The sequence below is a fragment of the Streptomyces sp. CAI-85 genome, assembly GCF_013363615.1.
Taxonomy (GTDB): Bacteria; Actinomycetota; Actinomycetes; order Streptomycetales; family Streptomycetaceae; genus Streptomyces; species Streptomyces antibioticus_B.
The window spans coordinates 1-15,629 of the sequence record NZ_JAANNX010000032.1 but is presented as its reverse complement, the minus strand read 5'-3'; the positions used below and the strand labels follow the sequence as shown (position 1 = coordinate 15,629).

15 protein-coding genes are annotated in these 15,629 nt (G+C 71.2%); 9 read left to right on the top strand and 6 right to left on the bottom strand.

The window, feature by feature from the left end:
• Positions 1–241 precede the first annotated feature (241 nt).
• Positions 242–1,288, top strand: coding sequence for a serine hydrolase domain-containing protein (locus tag G6W55_RS26265; protein ID WP_309243822.1), 1,047 nt, complete (start codon positions 242–244; stop codon positions 1,286–1,288).
• A gap of 41 nt (positions 1,289–1,329) precedes the next feature.
• On the opposite strand, the gene G6W55_RS26260 is transcribed toward G6W55_RS26265, so the two are convergent.
• On the bottom strand, positions 1,330–3,036 hold the full coding sequence (locus G6W55_RS26260) for a glycerol-3-phosphate dehydrogenase/oxidase (RefSeq protein WP_030788134.1): 1,707 nt from the start codon (positions 3,034–3,036) through the stop codon (positions 1,330–1,332).
• A 294-nt stretch (positions 3,037–3,330) separates the two neighbouring features.
• Here G6W55_RS26260 and G6W55_RS26255 point away from each other — a divergent pair, with 294 nt between their 5' ends.
• Positions 3,331–4,545, top strand: a complete 1,215-nt coding sequence (locus G6W55_RS26255; RefSeq protein WP_175523285.1) for a nucleotide sugar dehydrogenase — start codon at positions 3,331–3,333, stop codon at positions 4,543–4,545.
• Between the two features lie 160 nt (positions 4,546–4,705).
• Entirely contained in the window at positions 4,706–5,308 is a 603-nt protein-coding gene (locus G6W55_RS26250) for a hypothetical protein (protein ID WP_175523284.1), read from the top strand.
• Between the two features lie 76 nt (positions 5,309–5,384).
• Here the strand turns inward: G6W55_RS26250 and G6W55_RS26245 are convergent, their stop codons facing one another.
• The 4 genes from G6W55_RS26245 to G6W55_RS26230 all read right to left on the bottom strand — a co-directional run bounded on the left by G6W55_RS26245 (position 5,385) and on the right by G6W55_RS26230 (position 9,946).
• Positions 5,385–6,509 (bottom strand): GuaB3 family IMP dehydrogenase-related protein, encoded by a 1,125-nt coding sequence (locus G6W55_RS26245; RefSeq protein WP_030788143.1) that lies wholly within the window; start codon positions 6,507–6,509, stop codon positions 5,385–5,387.
• Positions 6,510–6,652: 143 nt separating this feature from the next.
• Positions 6,653–8,161 (bottom strand): IMP dehydrogenase, encoded by a 1,509-nt coding sequence (gene guaB / locus G6W55_RS26240; protein WP_175523283.1) that lies wholly within the window; start codon positions 8,159–8,161, stop codon positions 6,653–6,655.
• Positions 8,162–8,339: 178 nt separating this feature from the next.
• Positions 8,340–8,927, bottom strand: coding sequence for a sigma-70 family RNA polymerase sigma factor (locus G6W55_RS26235; RefSeq protein WP_030788147.1), 588 nt, complete (start codon positions 8,925–8,927; stop codon positions 8,340–8,342).
• A gap of 407 nt (positions 8,928–9,334) precedes the next feature.
• Positions 9,335–9,946, bottom strand: a complete 612-nt coding sequence (locus tag G6W55_RS26230) for a response regulator transcription factor (protein WP_003948568.1) — start codon at positions 9,944–9,946, stop codon at positions 9,335–9,337.
• A gap of 379 nt (positions 9,947–10,325) precedes the next feature.
• Here G6W55_RS26230 and G6W55_RS26225 point away from each other — a divergent pair, with 379 nt between their 5' ends.
• The gene (locus G6W55_RS26225; protein ID WP_030788151.1) at positions 10,326–10,655 is read left to right on the top strand and encodes a WhiB family transcriptional regulator; all 330 of its coding nucleotides are present in this window, start codon (positions 10,326–10,328) and stop codon (positions 10,653–10,655) included.
• A gap of 90 nt (positions 10,656–10,745) precedes the next feature.
• On the opposite strand, the gene G6W55_RS26220 is transcribed toward G6W55_RS26225, so the two are convergent.
• On the bottom strand, positions 10,746–11,645 hold the full coding sequence (locus G6W55_RS26220; RefSeq protein WP_175523282.1) for a LysR family transcriptional regulator: 900 nt from the start codon (positions 11,643–11,645) through the stop codon (positions 10,746–10,748).
• A 92-nt stretch (positions 11,646–11,737) separates the two neighbouring features.
• Between G6W55_RS26220 and G6W55_RS26215 the strand changes: the two genes are divergently transcribed.
• The 5 genes from G6W55_RS26215 (at position 11,738) to G6W55_RS26195 (ending at position 15,407) form a co-directional block, all read left to right on the top strand.
• Positions 11,738–12,406, top strand: coding sequence for an MOSC domain-containing protein (locus G6W55_RS26215; RefSeq protein WP_175523281.1), 669 nt, complete (start codon positions 11,738–11,740; stop codon positions 12,404–12,406).
• A 90-nt stretch (positions 12,407–12,496) separates the two neighbouring features.
• Positions 12,497–13,270, top strand: a complete 774-nt coding sequence (locus tag G6W55_RS26210; protein ID WP_175523280.1) for an SDR family oxidoreductase — start codon at positions 12,497–12,499, stop codon at positions 13,268–13,270.
• 93 nt (positions 13,271–13,363) lie between these two features.
• The gene (locus tag G6W55_RS26205; RefSeq protein ID WP_175523279.1) at positions 13,364–14,071 is read left to right on the top strand and encodes an ester cyclase; all 708 of its coding nucleotides are present in this window, start codon (positions 13,364–13,366) and stop codon (positions 14,069–14,071) included.
• A 178-nt stretch (positions 14,072–14,249) separates the two neighbouring features.
• Positions 14,250–14,840 (top strand): DUF4352 domain-containing protein, encoded by a 591-nt coding sequence (locus tag G6W55_RS26200; protein WP_175523278.1) that lies wholly within the window; start codon positions 14,250–14,252, stop codon positions 14,838–14,840.
• A 60-nt stretch (positions 14,841–14,900) separates the two neighbouring features.
• Positions 14,901–15,407, top strand: coding sequence for a hypothetical protein (locus G6W55_RS26195; protein WP_254876455.1), 507 nt, complete (start codon positions 14,901–14,903; stop codon positions 15,405–15,407).
• Positions 15,408–15,629 lie beyond the last annotated feature (222 nt).

Genomic DNA, 15,629 nt, shown 5'->3' with positions numbered 1-15,629 from the left:
CTCATGCAACCCGCCCTGACAGAGCCTCCATTGTCCCTCACCCGACAAGTGCCCGACGCCCAGGGTGCCCCTCACTTTCCCCGGGGAAGGGACCTTTCCGGCCAGAAGGTGCAGCACGCTTCGGCCAACCCCGCCGCGGGCACCACAGGAACACCCTGCATGATGACCCGACCGGGAACCGAGGGGAGCCCGGCGGGAACTCGGCGGGAACTCTCAGGATCTCGGTCAGGAAGGAGCGTCCGTGTCGTCGTCGTGGCGGAACCTGCTGGCCACGGCCGTGGCCGTGGTCCTGCTCGGCCTGGCCGGGACCGCCTCGCGGGCCGGTGCGGTCCCGCACCCGGACGACCTGCTGCCGCTGCTCGTGGCGCGGGGCGGCGCCCCCGCCGCCGCCCTGCTGGCCGAGGACGAATCCGGAATCCGCTACGGCGCGGCGGGATCCGGCATCGCCCGGGACGACCACTTCAGGGCGGGCAGCATCACCAAGACCTTCGTGGCGACGGTGGTGCTCCAACTGGCCGCCGAGCGGCGGCTGTCCCTGTCCGACACGGTGGAGTCCCATCTGCCGGGCCTGGTGCGCGGAGCCGGCAACGACGGGCGGGCGCTGACCCTGCGCGGCCTGCTCACCCACACCAGCGGCCTGTACGACTTCGCGCGCGACACCGGCGGCACGGTACCGGTGACCGCCCGTCAGGCCGTCCGTCTCGCGCTCGACCACCCTCCGTCCGAGCCCGGCCGCTTCGCCTACTCCAACACCAACTACGTCCTGCTCGGCCTGGTCGTCGAACAGGTCACCGGCCGCTCCTACGCCCGCGAGGCCGAGCGCCGGCTGATCGCCCCGCTGGGTCTGACCGGCACCTCCTTCCCCGGTTCCCGCACCTTCCTGCCGGTGCCGCACGGGCGTGCCTACGACGAGGACGGACGCGATGTCACCGCGCTCGACCCGCGAGTCGCCGGGGCGGCGGGCGAGTTGGTGACCACGCTCGCCGATCTGGACCGCTTCTACGCGGCGCTGCTCGGCGGGGCCCTGCTGCCCGCCCGGGAGCTGGACGAGATGCTCGACACCCGCACCGCGCACGGCGCGTACGGCATGGGCCTGTTCCCCACGAAACTCGCGTGCGGTGTCACGGTGTGGGGTCACAACGGCCGCATCCCGGGCAGCTTCGTCCGCACGGCGGCAACTCTCGACGGCCGACACGTCCTCACCTTCCGGGTGAACACGACGGAGATAACCGACCCCGACGTCGAACCGGCCCTGCTCGCCGCCGAGTTCTGCCCTCACACCCCTTAGGCCTTGTGGCAGCCTGACCCGACGGACCTGGACCTGAGGGACTAGAGCGGCACGATGTCCGGTGCCCCCAGTCTCGCCGCGTCCGCCGTCAGGTCGTCGGGCTGGAGCTGGGACTCGCGTTCCGCCTCCACTCGCTTCTCGTAGTGGGCGACCTCGCGTTCGACGTGGTCCTTGTCCCAGCCCAGTACCGGTGCCATCAGCTCGGCGGCGTCGCGGGCGCTGCGGGTGCCGCGGTCGAAGGTCTCGATGGAGATGCGGGTGCGCCGGGTGAGGACGTCGTCCAGGTGGCGGGCGCCCTCGTGCGAGGCGGCGTACACGATCTCGGCGCGCAGATAGTCGTCGGCGGCGGGCAGCGGCTCGCCGAGCGACGGGTCCGCGGCGATGAGGTCGAGGACCTCCTCCGCCATCGAGCCGAACCGGTTCAGCAGGTGCTCCACCCGGACCACGTGCAGTCCGGTCCGGGCGGCGATCCGCGCCCGCGCGTTCCACAGCGCGCGGTAGCCCTCCGCGCCCAGCAGCGGCACGTCCTCCGTGACGCAGTCGGCGACCCGCTGGTCGAGTCCGCGCACCGCCTCGTCCACGGCGTCCTTGGCCATCACCCGGTACGTCGTGTACTTGCCGCCCGCCACCACGACCAGGCCGGGCACCGGATGGGCGACGGTGTGCTCGCGGGACAGCTTGCTGGTGGCGTCCGACTCGCCGGCCAGCAGCGGGCGGAGTCCGGCGTAGACGCCCTCGACGTCGTCCCTGCTCAGGGGGACCGCGAGCACGGAGTTGACGTGTTCGAGGAGGTAGTCGATGTCGGCGCTGGAGGCGGCCGGGTGGGCCTTGTCGAGGTCCCAGTCGGTGTCGGTCGTGCCGATGATCCAGTGCCGGCCCCAGGGGATGACGAACAGCACGGACTTCTCGGTGCGCAGGATCAGCCCGCTGGTGGAGCTGATGCGGTCCCTGGGCACGACGAGGTGGATGCCCTTGGAGGCGCGGACGTGGAACTGGCCGCGCTCGCCGACCATCGCCTGGGTGTCGTCGGTCCACACACCGGTGGCGTTGACGATCTGCCGGGCGCGGATCTCGTACTCCCCGCCCGCCTCGACGTCCTGCACGCGCGCGCCCACGACCCGCTCGCCCTCGCGCAGGAAGCCGGTCACCCGCGCACGGTTGGCGGCCTTCGCGCCGTAGGACACGGCGGTGCGCACGAGGGTGGTGACGAACCGGGCGTCGTCCATCTGCGCGTCGTAGTACTGCAACGCGCCGACCAGGGCGTCCTTCCTCAGCGCGGGGGCGACACGCAGGGCGTGACGGCGGCTCAGATGGCGGTGCGCGGGCAGGCCCCGGCCGTGGCCGCGGGCCATGGACATCGCGTCGTAGAGCGCGACGCCCGAACCCGCGTACAGGCGCTCCCAGCCCTTGTGCTGGAGCGGATAGAGGAAGGGCACCGGCTTGACCAGGTGCGGGGCGAGCCGCTCCAGCAGCAGTCCGCGCTCCTTCAGGGCCTCGCGGACGAGGGCGAAGTCGAGCATCTCCAGATAGCGCAGGCCGCCGTGGATCAGCTTGCTGGACCTGCTCGACGTGCCCGACGCCCAGTCGCGTGCCTCGACCAGGCCGGTGGACAGGCCGCGGGTGACGGCGTCCAGGGCGGTGCCCGCGCCGACCACGCCGCCGCCGATCACCAGCACGTCGAGTTCGCGCTCGGCCATGGCCGCCAGTGACTCGGCTCGCTGCGCCGGCCCGAGTGTCGCTGTCCTCACCGCTGCCTCCCGCTGTCCGTCACGCGAGCCCCTCCCGTCAGGGCGAGGCCCGTCCCGTATCACCCATGCCCAGAATTGTGACCTTGTTGCCGCGCTTCAGCCACCACGCACCCCCAGCCTGTGGACAACTTCGGACGACAGAAAAAACCGCTGATCAAAACGGCAGATCAACACAGCCGATCAATCCCACATAACGGTCATATTTACTCCTAGTCTGACATTGCGCTCGCTCGTCCTGTCCACAGGGCTTGCGCACCTGTCCCGCTTCGGTTATTGGGAAGGACGGCCCACGCCATGCCCGCAGATCTCGCCGTCATCGGACTCGGCCCGCTGGGCCTGCCCCTGGCCCAGGCCGCGGTCGCCGCCGGCATCCCCACGCTCGGCTACCGGACCGGCACCGGCCCCGAGGCGGGCTCCCTCAGCCCCGCGGAGCTGCGCCGGATGCTCTCGGGGGGCTTCCGGCACGCCACCAACCCCGCCGAGCTGGGCCGGGTGCGCACCGCCGTCATCTGCGCCCCCACCCCGCGCGACGCGGACGGCGGACTCGACCTGTCCCAGGTGGAGGCCGCCGCCCGCACCCTGGGCGCCCGGCTGCGCCCGCACACCACCGTCATCCTGGAGTCGCCCGTGTACCCGGGGACGACGGAGGAGCTGCTGCGGCCGCTGCTGGAGGAGGCGTCCGGGCTGCGCGCGGGCCGCGACTTCCACCTCGCCTACTCCCCCAGCCGGGTCGACCCCGGCAGCCGCTCCTACTCCCCGGCCAACACGCCGAAGGTCATCGGCGGACTGACCCCGGCGTGCACCGAGTCGGCGGCAGCGTTCTACGGCCGGCTCACCGACAAGGTGGTCCGCGCGCGGGGCCTGCGGGAGGCCGAGACCGTGCAGCTCCTGGAGACCAACTTCCGGCACGTCAACATGGCGCTGGTCAACGAGATGGCCGTCCTCTGCCACGACCTCGGCGTCGACCTGTGGGACGTCGTGCGCTGCGCCGAGACCAAGCCGTTCGGCTTCCAGGCGTTCCGTCCGGGGCCCGGCGTCGGCGGCCACTCCGTCCCGCTGGACCGCACCGGCCAGCCCGGCAGCCCGCTGCGCATGGTGGAACTGGCCCAGCAGGTCAACAACCGGATGCCGCGCTACGTCGTCCAGCGCGCCGCCGCCCTCCTCAACGAGCACGGCAAGTCGGCCCGCGGCGCGCGCGTGCTGCTGCTCGGCGTGACCTACAAGGCCGACCTCGCCGACCAGCAGGGCTCCCCCGCGCGCGAGATCGCGATGCGGCTGATGGAGCTGGGCGCCGCGGTGAGCTACCACGACCCGCACGTGCCGTCCTGGAGCGTCCTGGACCGCCCGGTCCCGCGCGCGGACTCCTACTACGAGGCGGCGGCCGACGCCGATCTGACGATCCTGCTCCAGCAGCACCGCACGTACGACCTCCAAGGGCTGTCCGTGAAGGCCCAGTTGCTGCTGGACACCCGGGGAGCCACCCCGACGGGGGCCGCGCACCGGCTCTGAGCGGGCGGGATGCCCGGAAGACGGCAGATAAATGACAGATGAAGAGGGCGGCGATGCCCTGCTACTCTGCGGCGACTTCTCGCACGCACGTGTGTGCGAGAACGCGTCGCTCCTGTCGCCGCTCTCTTCTTCTCGTCCGTCCCGTGGGGGGATATCTGTCATGACCGAGTCAGCTCCGCCGTCCCCGGCCCCGTCGTCCCCGTCCGAGCCGCAGCCCGTCGACGGCAACCCGTACGCCCAGCCGGCCGCGGACACCGCCGCTCCGGCCCCTGCTCCGGCTCCCGCCCCGGTCACGGGCGGCAACCCCTTCGCGGCCCAGCCGGGCGCCGTACCGCCGCCGTTCCCGGCCGCCCCGCGCCAGGGCAACCTCGTCCTCGGCCTGCTCACCGCCCTCGTGGTCGCCCTGGTCACCGCCGGGATCTACGGCGGCATCGTGGGCGCCACCGAGTACGAGATCGGCTACGCGGCCGTCGGTGTCGGCCTCCTCGTCGGCTTCGCGGCCGGCAAGGTCGGCGGCGCCAACCCGGTGCTGCCCGTCGTGAGCGCGGTCCTCGCCCTGGGCGCGGTCTACCTGGGCCAGATCATCGGCATCGGGATCATCATGGCCGACATCGCCGGGGTCTCCGCGACGGAGATCTTCACCGAGCACCTCGACCTGATCACCGAGGGCTGGAGCGAGGAGGCCGACGCGCTGTCCTTCGTCTTCCTCGGCCTCGGCGCGTTCGCCGCGTTCTCCGGCGCGAAGAAGGGCGCCGTCGCCTGACACCCGACGCACGACGAGGGCCCGTCCGTACCCACGGACGGGCCCTCACACGTACACGCGCGCGTGCGGTACGGCGTCAGCGGCGGTGCACGGAGTCCGCGACCGTCACCTCGACGCGCTGGAACTCCTTCAGCTCGCTGTAGCCGGTGGTGGCCATGGCGCGGCGCAGGGCGCCGAAGAAGTTCATCGAGCCGTCCGGGGTGTGGGACGGGCCGGTGAGGACCTCCTCGATGGTGCCGACCGTGCCGAGGTCGACCTTCTTGCCGCGCGGCAGCTCCTCGTTGACCGCCTCCATGCCCCAGTGGTGGCCGCGGCCCGGCGCGTCGGTCGCGCGCGCGAGGGGCGAGCCCATCATCACCGCGTCGGCGCCGCAGGCGATGGCCTTGGGCAGGTCGCCGGACCAGCCGACACCGCCGTCCGCGATGACGTGCACGTACCGGCCGCCGGACTCGTCCATGTAGTCACGGCGGGCCGCCGCCACGTCCGCGACGGCGGTGGCCATCGGGACCTGGATGCCCAGCACGTTGCGGGTGGTGTGCGCGGCGCCACCGCCGAAGCCGACCAGGACGCCCGCCGCGCCGGTGCGCATCAGGTGCAGGGCGGCCGTGTAGGTGGCGCAGCCGCCGACGATCACCGGGACGTCCAGCTCGTAGATGAACTGCTTCAGGTTCAGCGGCTCGTGCGAACCCGAGACGTGCTCGGCCGACACCGTCGTACCGCGGATGACGAAGATGTCCACGCCCGCGTCCACCACGGCCTTGGAGAACTGGGCGGTGCGCTGCGGGGAGAGCGCGGCCGCCGTGACCACGCCGGAGTCGCGCACCTCCTTGATACGGGCGCCGATCAGCTCTTCCTTGATGGGGGCGGCGTAGATCTCCTGGAGGCGGCGGGTCGCCGATTCCGCGTCCAGCCCGGCGACCTCGTCGAGCAGCGGCTGCGGGTCCTCGTGGCGGGTCCACAGACCTTCCAGGTTGAGGACGCCGAGACCGCCCAGCTCACCGATGCGGATCGCGGTGGCCGGGGAGACGACCGAGTCCATGGGGGCGGCCAGGAAGGGCAGCTCGAAACGGTAGGCGTCGATCTGCCAGGCGATCGAGACCTCCTTCGGGTCCCGGGTACGGCGGCTGGGGACGACGGCGATGTCGTCGAAGGCGTACGCCCGGCGGCCGCGCTTGCCGCGCCCGATCTCGATCTCAGTCACGTGTGTGGCCTTTCCCTGATGCGTTCAGCGTCTTCCAGTATCGCCGACGGGCACGACAAGGGCGGCCCCGGTGCTCCGGGACCGCCCCTGTGCGGACGTTCACGCGCGTGTGCCGCCGCGGCTCGCCGGCCGCGGTGGGCGGCTCACTTGTGGCGGCTGTAGTTCGGCGCCTCGACCGTCATCTGGATGTCGTGCGGGTGCGACTCCTTCAGACCCGCCGAGGTGATCCGGACGAACCGGCCGTTGTCCTGGAGGTCCGGGACGGTGCGGCCGCCGACGTAGAACATCGACTGGCGCAGACCGCCGACGAGCTGGTGGACGACCGAGGAGAGCGGGCCGCGGTAGGGCACCTGGCCCTCGATGCCCTCCGGGATGAGCTGCTCGTCGGAGGCGACGCCCTCCTGGAAGTAGCGGTCCTTGGAGAACGACTTGCGGTCGCCGCGGGACTGCATGGCGCCCAGCGAGCCCATGCCGCGGTACGACTTGAACTGCTTGCCGTTGATGAACAGCAGCTCGCCCGGGGACTCCTCGCAGCCCGCGAGGAGGGAGCCCAGCATCACGGTGTCGGCGCCCGCGACGAGCGCCTTGGCGATGTCGCCGGAGTACTGGAGGCCGCCGTCGCCGATGACCGGGACCCCGGCCGCCTTGGCGGCCAGCGCGGCCTCGTAGATGGCGGTGACCTGCGGGACGCCGATACCGGCGACCACGCGCGTCGTACAGATGGAGCCCGGTCCGACCCCGACCTTGATGGCGTCCGCGCCGGCGTCGACCAGGGACTGGGCGCCGTCGCGCGTGGCGACGTTGCCGCCGATCACGTCCACGCCGGAGGAGTTCGACTTGATCTTGGCGATCATGTCGCCGACCAGCCGGGAGTGGCCGTGCGCGGTGTCGACGACGATGAAGTCGACGCCCGCCTCGATCAGGGCCTGCGCGCGCTCGAAGGAGTCACCGGCGACACCGACCGCGGCGCCGACCAGGAGCCGGCCCTGGCCGTCCTTGGCGGCGTTCGGGTACTTCTCGGCCTTGACGAAGTCCTTGACCGTGATCAGGCCCTTGATGACGCCCTCGTCGTCGACCAGCGGCAGCTTCTCGATCTTGTGCTTGCGCAGCAGCTCCATGGCCTCGACACCGGAGATGCCGACCTTGCCGGTGACCAGCGGCATCGGGGTCATGACCTCGCGCACCCGGCGGCTGCGGTCCGACTCGAAGGCCATGTCGCGGTTGGTGACGATGCCGAGCAGCTTCTTGTTGCCGTCGGTGACCGGGACGCCGCTGATGCGGAACTTGGCGCAGAGCGCGTCCGCCTCGGCGAGCGTGGCGTCCGGGTGGATGGTGATCGGGTCGGCCACCATGCCGGACTCGGAGCGCTTCACCAGGTCGACCTGGTTGGCCTGGTCCTCGATGGAGAGGTTGCGGTGCAGAACGCCGACGCCGCCCTGACGGGCCATCGCGATCGCCATGCGCGACTCGGTGACCTTGTCCATGGCGGCGGAGAGCAGCGGGATGTTCACCCGCACGTTCTTGGAGACGTACGAGGCGGTGTCGATCTCGTCGGGAGCCATGTCCGACGGGCCCGGCAGCAGCAGCACGTCGTCGTAGGTCAGCCCGAGGGTCGCGAATTTGGCGGGCACTCCGTCGACGTTGGCAGTCATGACACCTTCCCCAAATGGCCTTGATCGGTGCGGATGTCCATGCTAACGGGAAGCGCACCCCCCGAATTCCACGGTTCTTCCACGGTCCGACACCCGTGCGGGCTTCGTATGTTCGTACGGAATCGGCGGCCTCCCTTCTCAGGAAGTGCCGAAACCGAAGGCGGCCCGGGGCTGTCCGCTACTGCTCGGCGAGCGCGCGCAGCCGGCTGAGGGCGCGGTGCTGGGCCACCCGGACCGCTCCGGGTGACATTCCCAACATCTGTCCGGTCTCCTCGGCCGTGAGCCCCACGGCGATCCGCAGCAGGAGCAGCTCCCGCTGGTTCTCGGGCAGGTTGGCGAGCAGTTTCTTGGCCCATTCGGCGTCACTGCTGAGCAGGGCGCGCTCCTCGGGGCCGAGGGAGTCGTCGGGCCGCTCCGGCATCTCGTCCGAGGGGACGGCCGTGGAGCCGGGGTGGCGCATGGCGGCGCGCTGGAGGTCGGCGACCTTGTGGGCGGCGATGGCGAACACGAAGGCTTCGAAGGGCCTGCCGGTGTCCCGGTAGCGGGGCAGGGCGAGCAGGACCGCGACGCAGACCTCCTGGGCGAGGTCCTCGACGAAGTGGCGCGCGTCGCCGGGCAGCCGGGACAGCCGGGTGCGGCAGTAGCGCAGCGCCAGCGGGTGGACGTGGGCGAGCAGGTCGTGGGTGGCCTGCTCGTCGCCGTCCACTGCGCGATGGACGAGTGCCCCGATGGTGCCCACGGCGTTGACCGCCTCGTCGTCGCGCATCGGTCCATGGTGCACTGCGGCACTTGCGTCCGCCGCACCGTGCCCGTCGTTGTGCACCGAAGCGTTATGAGCAGGTGCGCCGGAAGTCATCCCCTGCGCCCTCCCCTTCCGCTCGACCGACTCGTTCCCGAGGAACTCCACACCTCAAGGATGCGGCATCCGCGGCGAAACGAGCAGCGGGCCTCCGAGGGGGCCCCGTGCCACCCCCGCCCGCCGCCCGGCGGGCGGGGTCGTCCCCCGGTCTTCCGACCCCGTCCGAGCTGGGAGTTCCGCTCATGTCCCCGCTCCCTCCGCTGAGTGACCGGCGGACGTCGAGCCGCCCGGACCGGGCCTGGGGGACCGCTCCGGTCCCCCGGACGGCCGAGCGCCCGCACGGCCCGCGCGGGCAGGTTCCGCGCGGGCAGGTCCTAGCGGACCAGGCCCCACCGGAAGCCGAGTGCCACCGCGTGCGCGCGGTCCGAGGCGCCGAGCTTCTTGAACAGCCGGCGGGCGTGGGTCTTGACAGTGTCCTCGGAGAGGAACAGCTCGCGGCCGATCTCCGCGTTGGAGCGGCCGTGGCTCATGCCTTCGAGCACCTGGATCTCACGCGCGGTGAGCGTGGGCGCGGCGCCCATCTCGGCCGAGCGCAGCCGACGGGGGGCCAGGCGCCAGGTCGGGTCGGCGAGCGCCTGCGTGACGGTCGCCCGCAGCTCCGCGCGCGAGGCGTCCTTGTGCAGATAGCCGCGGGCGCCGGCGGCGACCGCGAGGGCCACGCCGTCGAGGTCCTCGGCGACGGTGAGCATGATGATGCGGGCACCGGGGTCGGCGGACAGCAGCCGCCGCACGGTCTCGACGCCGCCCAGGCCGGGCATGCGTACGTCCATCAGAATGAGGTCCGAGCGGTCGGCACCCCAGCGGCGGAGGACTTCCTCGCCGTTGGCCGCCGTCGTCACGCGCTCGACGCCGGGCACGGTCGCGACCGCGCGGCGGAGCGCCTCTCGGGCAAGCGGGGAGTCGTCGCAGACGAGGACGGATGTCATGGCCGCCCTCCGCAGCTGATGCGCGTCACCTTGTGCCTCCAGGCTGGTACGAAATCGTCACCTGTGCGGTCGACCGTCTCGGACGCCTGCCCGAGCGTTTGTGTTTTCAACCGCCTCGCACTCTCAACGACGGTCACTCGAAAGAGTTACGGGGCTACGTGCACTCTTCGGCACTCTACGTGAGGGGGCGGACACGGTGGAGGGAGCCGCGCGGACCCTCAAGCTTTCATCACAACCCATGCCCCATTTGGCGCCATTTCTTCCCTTTAGCTGGTGTCTGAGGCTAGATTCGCAATGAGTCATATTTTCATCTCCTTAGATCGTAGTTGTACGGTCGTGGGCACCGTATCCGCTCTGAACGGCTACAAGGGGTCACGCAATGGCAGATTTCTCCCGCCTTCCCGGACCGAACGCGGACCTGTGGGACTGGCAGCTCCTGGCTGCCTGCCGCGGGGTGGACAGTTCGCTCTTCTTCCATCCGGAAGGTGAGCGCGGGGCGGCTCGGAGCGCTCGAGAGAACTCGGCCAAGGAGGTCTGCATGAGGTGCCCGGTCCGCGCACAGTGCGCGGCACACGCGTTGGCGGTCCGTGAGCCGTACGGCGTGTGGGGCGGTCTGACCGAGGACGAGCGCGAAGAGCTGATGGGACGGGCGCGCAACCGTCTGGTGTCGGCGTCGGCAGGCGCGAGAGACACCGCCTCGAACACATGAAGGAACGTTTCTGCATGCTTCTGTGAGGGCTGCGGGCATTCCGGAGAACGGCGGGCACACGCGCGTGCCCGCCGTTTTCGATGTCCAGGTTCAGGACGGCGCGGCCGCGCGCTCCAGTTGCTCCAGGGTCGCCGCCACCGCCGGCACCTGGGCCAGGTCGGGCAGGGTCAGCGCGACGATCTCCCGTCGCACCGCCGGTTCCAGCCGCACCGCGCGTGCGCCGCGCGGCCGTACCGACTCGATGGCGAGCTCGGGCAGGACGGCCACGCCGAGACCGGCGCCCACCAGGCCGACCACCGCCGGGTAGTCGTCCGTGGCGAAGTCGATCCGGGGGGTGAAGCCCGCGCGCTCGCACACCTCCACGAGCTGGCCGCGGCAGCGCGGGCAGCCCGCGATCCACGGTTCGGCGGCGAGTTCGCCGATGGCGACGGACTCCGCGCGCGCGAGCCGGTGCCGTTCGGGGACGAGCGCGACCAGCCGGTCCGCCAGCAGCGGCCGTACGACCAGGTCCTCCCACTCCTCGGCGGCGCCCGCGCGCGGGTAGCGGAAGGCGAGCGCCACGTCGCAGTCGCCGCCGCGCAGGATCTCGACCGACTCCGGGGGCTCGGCCTCCTCCAGGGAGACGCGGGTGCCGGGGTGGGCGGCGCGCAGGGCGGCCAGCGCGGTGGGCACCAGGGTGGAGCTGCCGCTGGGGAAGGAGACCAGCCGGACCCGGCCGGCGCGCAGCCCGGCGATGGCGGCGACCTCCTCCTCGGCGGCGGTGAGGCCGGAGAGGATGCCGGCGGCGTGCCGTACGAGGGCCTCGCCGGCCTGGGTCAGCCGCATCTCGCGTCCGCTGCGGACCAGCAGGGGGGTGCCGACGGACGCCTCCAGGGCCTTCATCTGCTGACTGACGGCCGGCTGGGTGCAGCCCAGCTCGCGCCCCGCGGCCGAGAAGGAGCCGGTGGCGGCGACGGCGCGCAGCACACGGAGATGACGGGCCTCGATCATGCTCCGAGCATAGCTTCATGCATAAGCGGAGCTTGGACACGGCGCCGAAAATTGCGTCGACACTTTGATCAGGAGTCTCGTACCGTACGGTCATGAGGCTTCTGTCAGTCAACCTGGGCCGCCCGAAGAGCGTGCCGTACACCGACAATCCGCAGGGTGTGACCGGGATCGACAAGCGGCCGGTCGAGGGGCCGGTGCGGGTCGCCGCGCCGGGTCCGAAGGGCGTCGCGGGCAGCGGTCTGGCCGGGGACGCGGTGTGCGACCTGCGTCATCACGGCGGCGACGACCAGGCGGTGTACGCCGTCGCGCGCGAGGACCTCGACGACTGGGAGCGTGAACTCGGGCGCACGCTGGGGCACGGCGCGTTCGGCGAGAACCTCACCACCGAGGGACTGGACGTGTCGGGGGCGCGGATCGGCGAGCGCTGGCGGATCGGGCCGACGGTCGTGCTGGAGGTGACCGGCGGGCGGATACCGTGCCGGACCTTCCAGGGGCATCTGGGTGAGAAGGGCTGGGTCCGGCGGTTCACGCAGAAGGCCGCGACGGGCGCGTATCTGCGGGTGATCGAGCCGGGTGAGATCCGGGCGGGGGACGCGATCGAGATCGTGCACGTCCCGGACCACGAGGTGACGGCGCGGATGGAGTTCCAGGCCACGACCACCCACCGCGAACTGCTGCCGCGGCTGCTGGAGGCGGAGGACGCGCTGCACGCGGAGACGCGGGCCGCCGTCCACAAGTACCTGACGAAGTACGGCGGCTGAGCGACCGTCAGAGAGGGCACGTGGTGAGGACCGTCGAGAGGGCGCGTGCGGACGGCGGACGCGCCGGCTCCGGGTCACTAACCTTCTGCCATGACAACGGCTCTCATCACGGGTTCGACCGCGGGAATCGGCGCCGCGTTCGCGCGCAGACTGGCTGCGGACGGCCATGATCTCGTCCTCGTGGCCCGGGACACCGAGCGGCTGCGCGAGCAGGCGACCGAACTGCACGACCGGCACGGCATCGAGGCGGAGGTGCTCACCGCCGACCTCTCCGGCGACCCCGGCATCGAGGCGGTGGCCGCCCGGCTCGGTGACCGCAAGAACCCCGTCGACCTGCTGGTCAACAACGCGGGCTTCGGCAACAAGGGCCGCTATCTCGACGTGTCCATGGCCGACGAGCTGACGATGCTCAAGGTGCACTGCGAGGCGGTGCTGCGGCTGACCTCGGCGGCGGCCGAGGCGATGCGGGAGCGGGGGCGCGGCGGGGTGGTCAACGTGGCGTCGGTGGCCGCGTTCGTGCCGCGCGGGACGTACGGGGCGTCGAAGGCGTGGGTCGTGCAGTTCACGCAGGGCGCGGCGCGGGATCTCGCGGACAGCGGGGTGCGGCTGATGGCGCTGTGCCCGGGGTTCGTGCGGACCGAGTTCCATGAGCGGGCCGGGATGGGGACGGACAACATCCCCGGCTGGATGTGGCTGGACGCGGACAAGCTGGTGGCGGCGGCGCTGGCGGATCTGGCGCGCGGAAAGTCGGTGTCGATCCCCGATCCGCGGTACAAGGCGCTGATGGGGCTGGTGAAGGTGACACCGCGCGCGCTGTTGGGCGGGATCTCGTCCCGGACGGGCCGGAAGTACGGACCGCAGTGACCGGTACGAAACGATGACCGGTGCGGAAACGGCGACCGGTGCGAAACTGGACATACAGGCAACACCGGACCCGGGGGGACCGGAGGCGGCGTCATGACGTTCGTACAGCTCATCGACTGCAAGACGAGCCGGTTCGACGAGATGGACCGGCTGATGGACACCTGGGTCGAACAGACCCGGGGCAAGCGGACGGCGACGCACGCGGTGGTGGGCAAGGACCGCTCCGACGCGTCGCACTTCATCGAGATCGTGGAGTTCCCGTCGTACGAGGAGGCGATGCGGAACTCGAATCTGCCGGAGACCGACAAGGTCTTCCGCGAGCTGGTGGCGCTGTGCGACGAGATGCCGACGTTCACGGACCTCGACGTCGTACGGGACGAGAAGCTGTACGCGGCGACGGCACGCCAGTTCTTCGAGACGGTGGGCACCCCGGGCGACCTGCCGCCACTGAACGGCTTGATGGCGGAGAACTACCACGACCATGACCCGTCCAACGAGCAGGACGTGATCGGCATGGACGCGATGCGCCGCGAGGCGGACATGTGGCGCGGCGCCTTCGACGTGCGCTTCACCATCGAGGACCAGATCTCCGAGGACGACCGCGTCTGCACCCGCTGGACGTTCGCCGGCACCCACCACGGCGACTTCATGGGCCTGCCCCCCACGGGCCGCGAGGTCACCATGACCGGCACGACCGTCTTCCGCTTCGACGACGACGGCAAGATCGCCGAGGGCTGGTGGCAGTACGACCGCCTCGGCCTGATGTCCCAACTGGGCGCCCTCGACCCCCTGGAAACCTGACCCCACCCAGACCCGCCCGCGAAGGGAGAAACCCCCGCTCCCCCGTTCCACGATGGGACGGGGGTTTCTTCGCCCGAACCGCCTCCCACCTCCCGCTTCCCGGCACTCGGCGTGCGGTGTCCGCCGCGCGGACCGAGCATGGACACAACCACACCGGCCGGCACCTCCGGGAGGACCGATGCGCCGCCTTTCCGTGTTACTGCTCGCCGGGCTGACGGTGACCGCCGTCGGCTGTTCCGACGACAAGACGGTCACCACCGCTCCGGAGAGCACTCCGGCCACCTCCCCGACCTCGGTCGCACCGGAGCAACCGTCCTCCACCGCGCCGACGGCCACGCCGTCCAAGAAGGCGGCGTCGGTCGGGGACACGCTCGGGGTCCGGGGAATGGAGGACGGTGAGTCGCTCGCCGTGACCGTCGTGAAGGTCGTCGACCCGGCCGGCGCCGCGAACGAGTTCTCCTCTCCCGACCCCGGCACACGTTTCGTGGCCGTCCAGTTCCGGCTGAAGAACACCGGCACGGCGGTCTATTCGGACTCGCCGAGCAACGGGGCGCGGCTGGTGGACGCGCAGGGGCAGCAGTTCGACGCGTCCTCCGACGAGACGGCGGCGGGCCCGGACTTCCCCGGCAGCGTCACGATCGCCCCCGGGGACACCGGCCTCGGGTTCGTGGCCTTCGAGGTGCCGGTCGCCTCGGAACCGGCCAAGGTGCAGTTCACGATGGCCAGTGGCTTCGCGGACGACACCGGTCAGTGGAACATCACCCGCTGAGGCGGTGGATGCGGGCGGCGGCTAGGGTCGGCGGTCACGAGACCGTGTACGAGGAGAGCCTTGACCATCTGTCGCGGCGCCCGGTTCTTCGCGGCGCTGGCCGCCGTCGTCTGTCTGACCGCGTGTTCGGGCGCGGATGCGGGTGGCGCCAGCGCCTCCGATGAGCGTTGGCCGCAGTGGGACGAGAGCGGCGGCGTGGCCGAAGTCGTCGCGTTCATGAACGTGGCGGTTCCCGAGGGGGCCACGGAGGCCAAGGGGGCCATTCAGATCAATCCGCAGGAGGACATCTTCCTTCTCTCCTTCGTCACGGACGAGGAGAAAGCCGAGGACATCGCGGAGGACCTGGTCTCGGAAGAGCCCCTGCGAGTGAGGAAAGGGGACTCCGCCGAGGGGGAGCGCTTCGGGCACCTCGGGCTGTCTGAACCGCAGACGCTGAAGGAAGTGCGCTGGGCCGGGGTGTGCCCACCCTGCGTGAACGACGGCCGCCGCCCGAAAGTGCAGTGGATCGACATCTACGTCGAGACACTCAAGGCCGGTCGGGCCCGGGTCTATCTGCAAGCGTTCTGACGTGCCGAGACCCGGCACCCCCCGATGAAGGGGGTGCCGGGTCTCAGGGGTGACCGTGGGGTCAGTGGGAGTGGCCGTGGCTGTGGCCCGCGGCGGCCGGCTCTTCCTCTTCCTTCTTCTCGACGACCAGGGTCTCGGTCGTCAGGAGGAGGGAGGCGATGGAGGCGGCGTTCTCCAGGGCGGAGCGGGTGACCTTGACCGGGTCGATGACGCCGGCCTTGA